The sequence below is a fragment of the Pseudomonas sp. NPDC077649 genome (assembly GCF_044542855.1).
Lineage (GTDB): Bacteria > Pseudomonadota > Gammaproteobacteria > Pseudomonadales > Pseudomonadaceae > Aquipseudomonas.
The window spans coordinates 133,879-147,794 of sequence record NZ_JBITVF010000008.1 but is presented as its reverse complement, the minus strand read 5'-3'; the positions used below and the strand labels follow the sequence as shown (position 1 = coordinate 147,794).

Annotated in this window: 13 protein-coding genes; 1 reads left to right on the top strand and 12 read right to left on the bottom strand. The window is 67.2% G+C overall.

Annotated features, from left to right (window positions below):
• Window positions 1-34: 34 nt before the first annotated feature.
• From nirD to ACIGFL_RS21265, 5 genes are all read right to left on the bottom strand, one after another.
• Window positions 35-361, bottom strand: a complete 327-nt coding sequence (nirD, locus tag ACIGFL_RS21285; RefSeq protein WP_397498473.1) for a nitrite reductase small subunit NirD — start codon at window positions 359-361, stop codon at window positions 35-37.
• A complete protein-coding gene (gene nirB, locus ACIGFL_RS21280) occupies window positions 358-2,814 on the bottom strand; it encodes a nitrite reductase large subunit NirB (RefSeq protein WP_397498472.1) in 2,457 nt (818 codons plus the stop codon). Before nirB ends, nirD begins: the two co-directional genes overlap by 4 nt.
• Before the next feature lie 356 nt (window positions 2,815-3,170).
• Window positions 3,171-4,838: a protein kinase gene (locus ACIGFL_RS21275; protein WP_397498471.1), complete on the bottom strand. Its 1,668-nt coding sequence runs from the start codon at window positions 4,836-4,838 to the stop codon at window positions 3,171-3,173.
• Between the two features lie 70 nt (window positions 4,839-4,908).
• Complete coding sequence (locus ACIGFL_RS21270) at window positions 4,909-6,120, bottom strand: NarK/NasA family nitrate transporter (RefSeq protein WP_021442821.1); 1,212 nt, start codon at window positions 6,118-6,120, stop codon at window positions 4,909-4,911.
• Between the two features lie 431 nt (window positions 6,121-6,551).
• The gene (locus ACIGFL_RS21265) at window positions 6,552-6,707 is read right to left on the bottom strand and encodes a hypothetical protein (protein WP_178082579.1); all 156 of its coding nucleotides are present in this window, start codon (window positions 6,705-6,707) and stop codon (window positions 6,552-6,554) included.
• 240 nt (window positions 6,708-6,947) lie between these two features.
• Here ACIGFL_RS21265 and ACIGFL_RS21260 point away from each other — a divergent pair, with 240 nt between their 5' ends.
• Complete coding sequence (locus tag ACIGFL_RS21260) at window positions 6,948-7,502, top strand: hypothetical protein (RefSeq protein ID WP_021444948.1); 555 nt, start codon at window positions 6,948-6,950, stop codon at window positions 7,500-7,502.
• A gap of 28 nt (window positions 7,503-7,530) precedes the next feature.
• Here the strand turns inward: ACIGFL_RS21260 and ACIGFL_RS21255 are convergent, their stop codons facing one another.
• The 7 genes from ACIGFL_RS21255 to ACIGFL_RS21225 all read right to left on the bottom strand — a co-directional run bounded on the left by ACIGFL_RS21255 (window position 7,531) and on the right by ACIGFL_RS21225 (window position 13,857).
• Window positions 7,531-7,863, bottom strand: a complete 333-nt coding sequence (locus ACIGFL_RS21255) for a cytochrome C oxidase subunit IV family protein (protein ID WP_021444949.1) — start codon at window positions 7,861-7,863, stop codon at window positions 7,531-7,533.
• A 10-nt stretch (window positions 7,864-7,873) separates the two neighbouring features.
• Window positions 7,874-8,563, bottom strand: coding sequence for a heme-copper oxidase subunit III family protein (locus ACIGFL_RS21250; protein WP_122109775.1), 690 nt, complete (start codon window positions 8,561-8,563; stop codon window positions 7,874-7,876).
• A 6-nt stretch (window positions 8,564-8,569) separates the two neighbouring features.
• On the bottom strand, window positions 8,570-9,241 hold the full coding sequence (locus ACIGFL_RS21245) for a cytochrome c oxidase subunit 3 (RefSeq protein WP_397498470.1): 672 nt from the start codon (window positions 9,239-9,241) through the stop codon (window positions 8,570-8,572).
• A complete protein-coding gene (ctaD, locus tag ACIGFL_RS21240; protein WP_397498469.1) occupies window positions 9,238-10,998 on the bottom strand; it encodes a cytochrome c oxidase subunit I in 1,761 nt (586 codons plus the stop codon). Before ctaD ends, ACIGFL_RS21245 begins: the two co-directional genes overlap by 4 nt.
• Before the next feature lie 24 nt (window positions 10,999-11,022).
• Window positions 11,023-12,465, bottom strand: a complete 1,443-nt coding sequence (locus ACIGFL_RS21235) for a c-type cytochrome (RefSeq protein WP_397498468.1) — start codon at window positions 12,463-12,465, stop codon at window positions 11,023-11,025.
• 169 nt (window positions 12,466-12,634) lie between these two features.
• Window positions 12,635-13,078 (bottom strand): thioesterase family protein, encoded by a 444-nt coding sequence (locus ACIGFL_RS21230; RefSeq protein WP_397484877.1) that lies wholly within the window; start codon window positions 13,076-13,078, stop codon window positions 12,635-12,637.
• Between the two features lie 89 nt (window positions 13,079-13,167).
• Window positions 13,168-13,857 carry a polysaccharide lyase family 7 protein gene (locus tag ACIGFL_RS21225; protein ID WP_021442201.1) on the bottom strand — a complete coding sequence of 230 codons (690 nt, stop codon included), beginning with the start codon at window positions 13,855-13,857 and terminating at the stop codon, window positions 13,168-13,170.
• Window positions 13,858-13,916 lie beyond the last annotated feature (59 nt).

The window sequence follows — 13,916 nt, the reverse complement described above, 5'->3', positions numbered from 1 at the left end:
CTGGCGGCAGACCGCGTGCCTGCCGCCGGACGGCTTAGGCGCACTTCGCGGCGGTGTTCAGGGCCAGCAGCACGCGGCCGCTTTCCACCTTCGCATGGTGCCGGTGCGCGCAGCCCACATCCGGTGCCACGGCCTCGCCGCTTTCCAGCTCGATCTGCCAGTTGTGCAGCGGGCAGGCCACGCGCTTGCCGTAGATCAGCCCCTGGGACAGCGGGCCGCCCTTGTGCGGGCAGCGGTCGTCGAGGGCGAAGACCTCGTCGGCCGCGGTACGGAAGATGGCAATATCGCCCTTGGGGCCGTTGACGATGCGCGAGCCGAGCACGTTGATTTCGTCCAGGGCGCAGATATCCAGCCAGTTCATACGGTGGCCTCCTCGATTTGCACCACCTTGATGGTGTCGAACTCTTTCTTCAGTTGCGGCGTCTCGATGCGCTCCTTCCACGGGTCCTGCTCGAACGACAGGGCGTAGTGCAGGCGCGCGGCCAGGGCCTTGCGGTTGGCTTCGTCTTCCAGCACCGCCTTCTTGATGTGCTCCATGCCGACGCGCTGCATGTAGTGCACGGTGCGCTCCAGGTAGAAGGCCTCCTCGCGATACAGCTGGAGGAAGGCGGCGTTGTACTCGCGCACTTCCTCGGCGGTCTTGACCTTGACGAAGAACTCGGCAACCTCGGTCTTGATCCCGCCGTTACCGCCGATATACATCTCGAAACCCGAGTCCACACCGATGATGCCGACGTCCTTGATGCCGGCCTCGGCGCAGTTGCGCGGGCAGCCGGAGACCGCCAGCTTGACCTTGTGCGGTGACCACATATTGAACAGGTCGTGCTCCAGGTCGATGCCCAGCTGGGTCGAGTTCTGCGTGCCGAAGCGGCAGAACTCGCTGCCAACGCAGGTTTTCACCGTGCGGATGGACTTGCCGTAGGCGTGGCCCGAAGGCATATCCAGCTCTTTCCACACCGCCGGCAGGTCTTCCTTCTTGATGCCGAGCAGATCGATACGCTGGCCACCGGTGACCTTGACCATGGGCACCTTGTACTTGTCGGCAACATCGGCGATGCGGCGCAGCTCGGACGGGTTGGTCACGCCGCCCCACATGCGCGGTACCACCGAGTAGGTGCCATCCTTCTGGATATTGGCGTGGGCGCGTTCGTTGATCAGGCGCGACTGCGGGTCGTCCTTGGCCTCGCCCGGCCAGGTGGAGATCAGGTAGTAGTTCAGCGCCGGGCGGCAGGTGGCGCAGCCGTTGGGCGTGCTCCAGTTGAGAAACGCCATGGTCTGCGCCATGGACGTCAGGTGCTGCTCGCGGATGGCCTTGCGGATCTGCCCGTGGTTGAGGTCGGAGCAGCCGCAGATGGCCTTCTCGCTCTTGGGTTTGACGTCGGCGGCGCCGCCCACGGTGCTGATCAGGATCTGCTCGACCAGACCGGCACAGGAGCCGCAGGAGCTGGCGGCCTTGGTGTGCTTCTTGACCTCGTCGACCGAGAACAGGCCGTTCTCCTGAATGGCCTTGACGATGGTGCCCTTGCACACGCCGTTGCAGCCGCAGATTTCCATGCTATCGGGCATGTTGGCGGTCTTGTCGGCGCCCTGGTGGCCGACGTCGCCGATGGCGCCTTCGCCGAACATCAGATGGTCGCGAATCTCGCTGACGTTGTGGCTCTCGCGGATCTGGCGGAAGTACCAGCCGCCGTCGGCGGTATCGCCGTACAGGCAGGCGCCGACCAGCACGTCGTCCTTGATCACCAGCTTCTTGTACACGCCGCCGATGGGGTCGGAGAGGGTGATGGTCTCGGTACCTTCGCCGCCCATGAATTCGCCGGCGGAGAACAGATCGATACCGGTGACCTTGAGCTTGGTCGAGGTCACCGAGCCCTGGTAGCGGGAGAAACCGAGCTGGGCCAGGTGATTGGCGCAGACCTTGGCCTGCTCGAACAAAGGCGCCACCAGACCGTAGGCGATGCCGCGGTGGCTGGCGCATTCGCCAATGGCGTAGATGCGCGGGTCATAGGTCTGCATGGTGTCGTTGACCAGGATGCCGCGGTTGCAGGCGATGCCGGCGCTCTCGGCCAGGTCGCTGTTGGGGCGGATGCCGGCGGCCATCACCACCAGGTCGGCGGGGATCACCTCACCGTCCTTGAACTTCACCGCGCAGACGCGGCCTTCGCCGTTATCCAGCAGCTCGGCGGTGTGCTTGGGCAGGAGGAACTTCAAGCCGCGGTCTTCCAGGGATTTCTGCAGCAGCTCGCCGGCGGTGCGATCGAGCTGGCGCTCCAGCAGCCAGTCGCCCAGATGCACCACGGTGACGTCCATGCCGCGCAGCTTGAGGCCGTTGGCCGCCTCCAGGCCGAGCAGGCCGCCGCCGATGACCACCGCGTGCTTATGGGTCTTGGCGGTGTCCATCATCATCTGGGTGTCGGCGATATCGCGGTAGCCGATCACGCCCTGCAGGTCCTTGCCCGGGATCGGCAGGATGAAGGGGTTGGAACCGGTGGCGATGAGCAGGCGGTCGTACTCGGCTTCGCTGCCGTCGTCGGCGATCACCAGGCGCTTCTTGCGGTCGATCTTGACCACCTTGCGCCCCAGCAGCAGCTTGATGTCGTTTTCCGCGTACCAGCCCAGATCGTTGAGCACGATCTCCTCGAAGGTCTGCTCGCCGGCCAGCACCGGCGAGAGCAGGATGCGGTTGTAGTTGGGGTGCGGCTCGGCGCCGAACACGGTGATGTCGTAGAGATCGGGGGCGAGCTTGAGCAGCTCTTCGAGGGTGCGTACACCCGCCATGCCGTTGCCGATCATCACCAGCTTGAGTTTTTGCATGCCGGCCATCTCCTGAAGAAAAATCACGGTCGAAAAAATTGTCGGGAGCAATTTTTAACGTCGCTCCGCGACGGCTCGAAGAGTGGCCGCCAGGGATGGCAGGCCATAAAAAAACAAAAAAGGCGTCCCGCTAGTCACCTAGCGAGGACGCCTTTGTCCAGGTCCCGTTCGATCGGGAAGTGCAGCCTTCTTCGTTGAAGGTCGCGCTTTATTCAACTTGTGCCAAGACTAATGCAGCGCCTGTGCCAACTTTCCAACATCACGGTTTTTCAGGCTTTTCAGGCACTTGCCGGCTTCTGCCGAGCCTGCTCGTGCACCTTTGCGAGGCGTTTTGCGCCGCTTTGGTGCGAGTGGCGCTATTTGAGCAGCAACAGCGCCAGCAGCAGGTTGAGCAGCAGCGACACCAAGGCCACCGTGCGCCAGACCAGCAGCGGCTCGCGCTCCAGCAGCGGCCGTGGGCGGCTGCCGATGGACTGGCGCTCGCCGCTTTCCAGGGCCAGCAGCCATTCCTCGGCAGTTTCGAAGCGCTGCGCCGGGGCGGCGGCCACCGCGCGGTTCAAGACCTCATCGAGCCAGGCAGGCAAGTCCGGGCGGTAGCGGCTGGCCGGCACAGGTTGGCCGAAGCGCGGATGCTGGAAGGCCTCGACCTCGCCATAGGGATAGTGACCGGTGAGCAGGTGATAGAGGGTCACGCCGGCCGCGTAGAGATCCTGCTGGGCGCTGGGCGGGCTGCCGGCGAAGGCTTCCGGGGCGATATAGCTGGGGGTGCCGGGCAGGGCATGGGCCTCGTCGCGGGTCAGGCCCGGGCAGTAGGCCAGGCCGAAGTCGAGCACGCGCAGCTCGCCGTCGTCGCCGAGCAAGAGGTTCTCCGGCTTGATGTCGCGGTGGATGACATTGCGCCGGTGCAGCAGGCCGAGGGCCTTGATCAGCCGCGGCGCCAGGTCCTGCCAGTCGGCCAGGCTCAGCGGGCCGGCCTGCTGCAGGCGTGCGGCCAGGGTCTGGCCGGCGTACTCGCGCTGCACGTAATACAGGTGCTGGCGCTGCGGCAGGGCGTGCAGCTCGGGGAAGTGGCGGCCGGCGACGCGGCGCAGGAACCATTCCTCCTGCAGCAGCGCCGGGCCGGCCTGCTCCTCGCCGGCGCGGTTGGCCGGCAGGGTCTTGAGCAGCCAGGGCTGATGGTGCGCGTCGCGCACTCGGTAGATCAGCGACTGGCGCGATTCACCGAGCAGGCCTTCGACCTGCCAGCCCTCGAACTCCTGGCCGTCGCGCAGGCGCGGCGGCAGCGGCCAGTGCTCGAGCTGGGCCAGGGTGTCGGCCAGCGCCGCCTCGGGCAATTGCTCGATGTACACCAGCAGGGCGCTGGCGTTGTCCTGGCTGCCGGCGCGGTGGGCCTCGTCGACCAGCGCCTGGCAGATCGCCTCGGCGTCATCGCCCTGTTGCAGCAGTTCGCCGATGCGCCTGTCGCTGAGGCAGGCCCAGACGCCGTCGCTGACCAGCAGGAAGCGGTCGCCGGTCTGCAGCTCGCCGTCGCGGTAGTCCACCACCAGGTGCTGATCCAGGCCCATGGCGCGCTTGAGCACGTGCTGCATGCCCGGCTGTTCCCAGACATGGTCCTCGGTCAGGCGCAGCAGCTGGCCGTCACGCCACAGGTAGGCGCGACTGTCGCCGATATGCGCCAGGGTGTAGCGCCGGCCGCGCAGCACCAGGGCGGTGAGGGTGGTCAGCAGCGGCTGGCCGCCGCCATTGGCCTGCAGCCAGCGGTTATGCGCGCTGAGCAGGCGGTCCAGGCTGTGCTGCACCGGCCAGGTTTCCGGGGTGGAGTAGTAGTCCAGGGCCAGCGCCTGCAGGGTGGCGCGTGCGGCCAGGCCGCCGTCGGCGCACTGACTGACGCCATCGGCCAGGCCCAGTAGGTAGCCCTTGCTGGCGGCCAGGGCCGGCGCCGGGGTGACCACGCGCAGGGCGTCCTGGTTCTCGCTGCGCGGGCCGGTGGCGCTGGTCTCGCCGATGCTCAGTTGCAGGGCCATGGCTGTTTCCACAGATCGTTTATTTGCCTCGGCGCTTCGGATGGCAGGGTGCGGATCGCCGAGGATTCGCTCACACCCGCGCGGCGGTCACCGCGGCGCTGCCCCAGGTGGTGCGCCAGCGCTGCTTGACTCCGTGCAGACCGATCCAGGCCAGCACGCCGAGGCTGGCGAACAGCCACAGGCCCAGCTGGTAGTCGCCGGTGTGCTGCTTGATGGTGCCGAGGCCGGCGGCGAGGAAGAAGCCACCGATGCCGCCGGCCATGCCGATCAGCCCGGTCATCACGCCGATCTCCTTGCGAAAGCGCTGCGGCACCAGCTGGAACACCGCGCCGTTGCCGGCGCCGAGGCCGAGCATGGCGGCGACGAACAGGGCCAGGGCGGCGGTCGCGCTGGGCAGGTTGAAGCCCACCGCGGCGATGCACAGCGAGGCGATGGTGTACATCATCAGCAGCGAGCGGATGCCGCCGATGCGGTCGGCCAGGGCGCCGCCGAGTGGGCGCAGCAGGCTGCCGGCGCAGACGCAGGCGGCGGTGTAGTAGCCGGCGGTCACCGGGTTCAGCCCGTACTGGTCGCTGAAGTAGCCGGGCAGGGCGCTGGCCAGGCCGATGAAGCCGCCGAAGGTGACGCTGTAGAAGAACATGAACCACCAGCTGTCGCGGTCGCCGAGGGCCTTGAGGTAGTCGCCGAAGGCCTTGGCCTTGGGCCGCTCCGGCGCGTTCCTGGCCACCAGGGCGAAGATCACCAGGGTCGCCAGCAGCGGGATCAGCGCCCAGCCGAACACGTTCTGCCAGCCGGACAGCGCCGCCAGGCCGGGGGCGAACAGCGCCGCCAGCACGGTGCCGGAGTTGCCGGCGCCGGCGATGCCCATGGCCTTGCCCTGGTGCTGCGGCGGGTACCACTGCGAGGCCAGCGGCAGGGCCACGGCGAAGGCGGCGCCGGCGAAACCGAGGAACAGGCCGAGCAGCAGCGCCTGCTCGTAGCTGCCGATGCCGATCTGCCAGGCGCAGAACAGCGCGACGATGACCACCACCTGGCCGAGCAGGCCGGCGGTCTTCGGCGACAGGCGGTCGGCGAGAAAGCCCATCAGCAGGCGCAGCACGGCGCCGGCGAGAATCGGCGTGGCCACCATCAGGCCGCGCTGCTGGGCGTTGAGATCGAGGTCGGTGGCGATCTGCACCGCCAGCGGGCCGAGCAGGTACCAGACCATGAAGCTCAGGTCGAAATAGAGGAAGGCGGCGAACAGGGTGGGGGCGTGGCCGGCTTTCCAGAAACTTGTATTCATCGATCACCTCATCAGCGAGAAGGGGCCCGGCACGGCGCGGCCGACCGTGGTCGTGGACACGGCGGCCGCGCCTGCCGGGGAGGCCGCGCACTTGTGGCGCGCGGCCCTGCGGCCGAGGCCACAGCAGGGTTGAACGATTGCAGTGCAGGTTCGGATCGCGACGCCTGCGCCGGCCCCGGACACTGGGGCGAACACGAAAAAAAACGCCGCTTCACCGCTGGCCGTTGAGGCGAGGTGAGGCGACGTCTTTGTCGTGAAGGAGGTGGCCGCCGTTGGCTACCTTGTGCAGGGTCCAAGCAAGAGCCGCGCCAATCGTCTATGGGCCTGGCGGTGCGGGTTTCCGGGCGTTGCGCTGGCGGCTGGCTGCCGCAAAAGGAGGCGCAGGTGCGGCGACATGCACCTGGACGGGGCGTTGTTGGTTGCCGAGCGGCTCAGTGGCGGGCGGCGGCGACCAGGCTGCGCGGTTGGTCTGCGGCGAGCACGGCGCCGCTGGCGGCGTGCGTCGGCAGCGGCAGGGTCAGCAGGGCCAGGGCCAGCAGGTTGCTCAGCAGGCCTGCCTGGCGCGCGCGGCGATAGCGAGTAGACATGGCGAATCCCCCCTTTCTTGCTGTTCTGCCCTAGGCGTAGCAGACGAATGGCCTGCTGTCACGGCGACGGCTGCAAGAATCGCGCAATCGCCCGTCGTCCGGCGTCTCGGGGCGAAAAAACGGCGGTGCTATACTGCAATCCTGATCAAAAAATAGACAAATCGCCGCCTGGCGAGCCGCCTACCCGGCGGCGCCTGCGGGACGCTCGGCAGCATGGCAAAGCGAGATGGGAGGTGGGTCATGAATCGGCACTACTACATCAGCGACAACCTGGACGAGCTCGAGCGTGTCGAGCAGGAACTGGAAGCCCAAGGGATCAGCACCGAGCAGATTCATGTGCTCAGCGAGCAGGACGCCGAGGTGGAGCACCATCACCTGCATGACGTGCCCTCCTTCATGAAGCAGGACGTGGTGCACTCTGGCGAGATCGGCGCGCTGGTCGGGCTGGTGCTGGCCGCCGCGGTGCTGCTCGCCGCCTATTGGCTGGGTTGGACGGCCAGCGCGGCGGGTTGGATGCCGTTCATCTTCCTGGCCATCGTGCTGTTCGGCTTCTGCACCTGGGAAGGCGGCTTCTTCGGTATTCAGGTGCCCAACGCGCATTTCCGTCGCTTCCGCCAGTACCTGAAAGACGGCAAGCACGTGTTCTTCGTCGACGTCGAGCCGGAGCAGGAGCCCCTGCTGGCCCAGGTGGTCGGCCATCATCCGCGCTTGAGCGATGCCGGCACCGGTGAGGCGGCGCCGCACTGGATAGTCGCCTGGTTGCAGCGCTGGCACCAGTTCAAGCGCACCATCTGAGCTAGCCAGTCGCTGTCCGCCCGGCCGCTCACGGCGCGCCGGGCGCCGGCCCCTGGCCGAAGAACAGCACGCGGCTGAGAAACACGTAGTTCGCCTCGCTCGCCATCAGTCCCACCAGTACCAGCAGGCACAACGGCGGCAGCAGGATGGCGTAGACCATGGCCAGGCGCTCCCAGGCCATGTGCATGAAGATGGCGACGATCAGCCCGGCCTTGAGCAGCATGAACAGCAGGATCAGCGACCAGCGCAGGTAGCCGGCGAGATGGAAGTAGTCGACCAGGTAGGAGAGCGTGCTGAGGACGAACAGCAAGCCCCAGATCTTCAGGTACAGGCCGATCGGATGCTGCTGGGTCTGAGCCATGGCGAGTCCCTCACCAGAGGTAGAAGAAGGCGAAGATGAATACCCACACCAGGTCGACGAAGTGCCAGTACAGCCCGGCGATCTCGACGTTCTGGTAGTTGCCTGTGCGCTCATAGGCCCCGCGCCAGACCTTCCAGGCGACGATGCACAGGTAGAGCACGCCGATCGACACGTGCAGGCCGTGGAAACCGGTGATCATGAAGAAGCTGGCGCCGAACTGGGCGGCGCCCATGGGGTTGCCCCAGGGCCTGACGCCTTCCTCGATCAGCTTGCTCCATTCGAACGCCTGCATGCCGACGAAGGCGGCGCCGCCGAGGGCGGTGGCCAGGATCAGCGCGGCGGTGCGCCCGCGTTCGCGGCGATAGGCGTAGTTGACCGCCATGGCCATGGTGCCGCTGCTGCTGATCAGCACGAAGGTCATGATGGCGATCAGGATCAGCGGGATGCTCTGCCCGGCGATGGTCAGGGCGAACACCTCGCTGGTGTTCGGCCAGGGCTCGGTGGTGGTCATGCGCACCGCCATGTAGCCGGTGAGGAAGCAGGTGAAGACGAAGGTGTCGCTGAGCAGGAAGATCCACATCATCGCCTTGCCCCAGGGCACCTGGTGGAAGGCTTCCTTATCCGCGGCCCAGTCGGCGGCGACTGCCTGCCAGGGCGGCGTGGCGGTGTCCGGTGTGGCGTGTTCGCGACGACTGGCCATGGCGGATCACCTCAGGCCGCAGAAGGCGGCGATGGCCTGGTAGGTCTGCGGGCTGCTGGTGAGCACGGCGAACAGCAGCAGCCACAGCCCCAGCAGGTAGTGCCAGTAGCTGGCGCAGAGCTCCACGGCGACGGCGAAGGCGTGCGGCCGGCGCAGCCGCGTGGCCAGGGCCCAGGCCCAGACTGCCAGGCCGCCGAGCAGGTGCAGGCCGTGCAGGCCGGTGAGCAGGTAGAAGAAGCTGTTGGCCGGGTTGCCGGCGAGCGGATAGCCCCAGGCGGCGACGCGTTGCCAGAACCACAGCTGGCCGAGGAGAAACACCACCGCCAGCAGCCCGCCGGCGGCGAAGGCCAGCTGGCTCGTCGCCATTCGCGAGCGCCGCGCGGCCAGCCGGGCGCCCTGCAGGCACAGGCTGGCGGCGAGCAGCACGGCGCTGTTGCCCCACAGCGGCCAGGGCTGCGCCAGCGGCGCCAGTGGGTCGGTCAAGGGCTGCCAGTCCCCCACTTGCGAGCGCATCAGCAACGCCAGCAGGAACAGCAGAAACAGCGAGCTGATCGCCGCCAGCAGCAGGCGCAGGCCGACCCGGGCGGTGTGCAGGCGCTCGGCCGGCGTCGTCTCCGGGGTCTGCGGCCAGCCGCCGGGGCCGAGTTCCTCGCCGTCGCGCAGCAAGAGCCGGTTCATGGCCTGTGCTCCGTCGCCGCGTTCTTCATCCGTTGCAGCTCCTCGTCCGATACCGTCTGCGGCACGAAGTCCTGCTCCACGCCTGGCACGCTGTAGTCGTAGGCCCAGCGGTGCACCACCGGCAGGCGGGCGCCCCAGTTGCCGTGCACCGGCGGAGTCTGCGGGGTCTGCCATTCCAGGCTGGCGGCGCGCCAGGGGTTGGCGCCGGCGGGCTTGCCCTTGGCCAGGCTCCAGAACAGGTTGAACAGGAACAGCAGCTGGGCGACGCCGACCACCAGGGCGGCGACGGTGATGAAGGCGTTGAGGTCCTGCGCCGACTGCGGGATGAACTCGTAGTCGTCGAAGGCGTAGTAGCGCCGCGGCATGCCGAGAAACCCCAGGTAGTGCATGGGAAAGTAGATGGCGTAGGTGCCGAGGAAGGTGATCCAGAAATGCAGCTGGCCGAGGCGGTCGTCGAGCAGCCGCCCGGTGATCTTCGGGTACCAGTGGTAGATGGCGCCGAACACCACCAGGATCGGCGCCACGCCCATGACCATGTGGAAGTGGGCGACCACGAAATAGGTGTCCGACAGCGGGATGTCGACTATCACGTTGCCGAGGAACAGCCCGGTCAGGCCGCCGACCAGGAAGGTGAGGATGAAGGCCAGGGCGAACAGCATGGGCACGGTCAGGTGGATGTCGCCCTGCCACAGGGTCAGCACCCAGTTGTACACCTTCAGCGCGGTGGGCACGGCGATGATCAGCGTGGTGATGGCGAAGAAGAAGCCGAAGTAGGGGTTCATGCCGCTGACGTACATGTGGTGCGCCCACACCACGAAGCTCAGCACGCCGATGGCGACTATGGCCCAGACCATCATGCGGTAGCCGAAGATGTTCTTGCGCGCGTGGGTGCTGATCAGGTCGGAGACCAGGCCGAAGGCGGGCAGGGCGACGATGTACACCTCCGGGTGGCCGAAGAACCAGAACAGGTGCTGGAACAGGATCGGGCTGCCGCCCTCGTGCTCCAGCGGCTGGCCAAGGGAGATGGTCGCCGGCATGAAGAAGCTGGTGCCGAGCAGGCTGTCGAACAGCATCATCACCGCGCTGACCAGCAGCGCCGGGAAGGCCAGCAGGGCGAGGATCGAGGCCATGAAGATGCCCCACACCGACAGCGGCATGCGCATCAGGGTCATGCCGTGGGTGCGTGCCTGCAGCACCGTGGTCACGTAGTTGAGGCCGCCCATGGTGGCGGCGACGATGAAGATCGCCAGCGACACCAGCATCAGCACTATGCCCCAGTCGGTGCCCGGGGTGCCGGCGGTGATCGCCTGCGGCGGATAGAGGGTCCAGCCGGCGCCGGTGGGGCCGCCGGGAACAAAGAAACTGGCCAGCAGCACCAGCACCGAGAGCAGGTAGAGCCAGTAACTGAGCATGTTGACGTAGGGGAACACCATGTCCCGCGCGCCGACCATCAACGGGATCAGGTAGTTGCCGAAGCCGCCGAGAAACAGCGCGGTGAGCAGGTAGATGACCATGATCATGCCGTGCAGGGTCATGGCCTGGTAATAGGTGCTGGCGTCCATGAACTCCAGGCTGCCGGGAAAGCCGATCTGCAGGCGCATCAGGCCCGAGAGCACCAGGGCGATCAGGCCGACGAAGATCGCCGTCAGCGCGTACTGGATGGCGATGACCTTGTGGTCCTGGCTCCAGATATAGCGCGTCAGGAAGCTGCGCGGCTCATGCAGGGCCGTGCTTTCGGCTTGGTGCGCATAGGCCATCGCGTCATCCTCCTGGTCAGGCAGTCAGGGCGAGGGATCCGCGGCCTCGTCGGAGCCGTCGGCGAGGGAGGCGATAAAGGCGGTCAGCGCCTCGAGCTGCGCCGCGTCGACGGCCAGGACCGGCATGATCGCGGCATAGCCCTGCACCACCTGGGCGTTGGGCTGGCGTATCGCCTCTTCAATATAGGCCGCATCGGCCCGGGCCGTGCTGCCGTCGACGAAATCCCGGGTGCTGCCGTACAGCCCGCGCCAGGTCGGGCCGATGCCGGCGCTGCCGTCGAGGCTGTGGCAGGCTAGGCAACCGAGGCTGGCGGCCAGCGCGCGGCCTTGTTCGGCCGGGCTGGCAGCGTCGTGCTCGGTGGCCGGTGCCTTGTCGCTTAGCGACTGGATCAGGGCGAGCAGGGCGGCCAGTTCCTCCTCGCTCAAGCGGTAGGCCACCATCACCGGCGGAAAACCCTGCACCAGCTTGGCCTGCGGGGCGAGGATGGATTCGCGCAGGTAGGCCTCGTCGGCCTGCAGGCTGCTACCGTCGGCCAGTTGCCGGGTGCTGCCGTACAGGCCCTGCCAGGTCGGGGCCAGGTTGGCGCTGCCATCGAGGCTGTGGCAGGCCAGGCAGCCGAGGTTCTGCGCCAGCTGGCGGCCCTTGTCCAGCAGGCTGGCGGCGCTCGGCGGCGCGGCGCGCAGGCTCTGGGCGAAGGTCGGCTGGCCGGCCAGCCACTGCTCGAAGGCCTCGGCCTCCTCGACGATCAGGCGTCCGCGCATATTGAAGTGGGCCACGCCGCAATACTCGGCGCAGAGCACCTCGTAGCGGCCCAGGCGGGTCGGGGTGAACCAGAAGTAGGAAACCATGCCCGGCACCATGTCCATCTTGGCGCGGATCTGCGGTACGTAGAAGTTGTGCAGCACGTCCTTGGAGCGCAGCAGCACCTTGACCGGCTGATCCAGCGGCAGGCGCAGCTCGCCGCCCTGCACCAGCACGTCGTCCGCCGCGGCCGGGTCGCCGGGGTCGAGGCCGAAGGGGTTGCGCGGCTCGACCCATTTGATGGCGGAGCGACCCAGGCGGCCGTCCGCGCCGGGGAAACGGTAGGCCCACTGCCACTGCTGGGCCACCACCTCGACCTCGCGGGCTTCCTGCGGCACCCGCACGAAATCGTCGTAGACCACCAGGCCGGGGGCCAGTAGGGCGACGATGCCCAGGCTGGTAACGGCGAACAACCACCACTCGAGTTTCTTGCTTTCCGGCTGGTAGGCCGCCCGCCGCCCCGCCTTGTGGCGGAAGCGGATGATGGCGATGACCATGAACAGGCACACCGCGACGAAGAACAGCCCGGTGATGAGCAGGGTGATCAGCAGGGCGGTGTCGATGGACACCCAGTTGGACGCCGCCTCGGTGGCCTGCCAGGGGCTGAGCAGGTGAAACAGCAGCGAGCCGATCACCAGCAGTATCAAGACGATTGCAAACGCCATGGGGCCGCATCCTGTTCCGGGCGCGCCTGGCTACACAAAGCCCCTGCCGGTGGCGAACGGCGTTGCAAATCGCGGCGTCAGGGCTCGGCGGCCCCGGCGCGGGAGCCGTCACTGGCCAGTATAGGCGCTGCCTCGCGGGCTGCCGCGCGGGCTGGCAGCGCGCGGTGACTCAGTCGAGGCGATTGACCCGCGGGAACTTGGCGGCGAACTCCGCCGGCATCGGCACCACCCTGGACTGGCGGTAGTCGAAGAACACGAAGCCGGACTTGGCCATGGCCACCAGCGTGCCGTCGGCCGGACGGCTGATGCGGAAGGTGATGTCGCCGCCGTACCTGTTGAAGTCCATCACGCCCACCTCGAACAGCAACTGGTCGCGGGCATGGGCTTCGGCGCGGTAGGTGGTGGCCAGGTCGGTGACGATGATGCCGGTGCCGTTGCCGTCGGTCTCGCGGATGCCGAACTCGTAGAGAAAACGCGCCCGCGCCTCGGAAATCATCGAGATCATCGAGTCGTTGCCCAGGTGGTTGGCACCGTTGATATCGGTGACTCGCACGGTGAGGTGGGTGCTGTAGCAGTACTGGTCTTCGGGAAACTCGAGGGTCAGGCGGGCCATGGCGCGTCTCGTCGCAGGTGGGGCGGCGATTGTACGCGAGCGACAGGGGCTGGCGCCGTCATTCGCCGCGGCAATGACGGCGCGACGCCTCAGCGATGCAGGCTGTTCAGATGAAAGAAGGTCACCCGGCCGCCCTCGTCGCTCGGTCCTTCGTTGTCCTGGATATAGGCGCCGGCCTTGAAATACAGCTGCTGTGTGCTCCAGGCGGGGTCGAGCTGGCGGTACAGCGAGCCCTGGTCGCCGTCCTTGCTGACCACGCTGACGCCGAGCCTGCCGCTGGGGGTGACGCGCAGGTCGTAGCCGAAGCGCTCGCCCAGCTGCACGTTGTCCGCCAGCAGGATGTTCTGCACCTGGCTGTCGCCGGGTTTTTCGCGCAGCAGCAGTTCGAGGCGACCGACGCCTCGGCGATAGTGGTATTGCAGCTTGAGCAGCGGATCGTTGTGGCTGCCGGGCTCGTCCTTGCTGTGGATCTGGCCGATGACCACCTTGTTCTTGCTCGGTACCTGGTCGACCTGCAGCACCGCGCTGAGGTAGCTGTCGGCGCTGGCGTGCAGCCAGTTGCTCAGGCTGCCGTCGCTCTGCGTCTCGCGCAGTTCGCTGCGTGGGTAGCTGGCGTCGGCGGTGGTGGAGCCGCCGACCGGCACCCAGAAGGTCAGGCTGCCGTCGGCGTTGCGGCGCAGGTACTGGCTCTGGTAGCCGTTGTTCAGCCGCGCGGTGCTGATGGTGGTGGGGCTGGGATCGGTGGGGATCGAGAGGTTCCAGGTGGTGAGGTCGAGCACGGGCTTTCCTTGGTCGAGGGCTGGGGGAACCTCTCTTCGTGTGCCCGTTCGGCCATTGG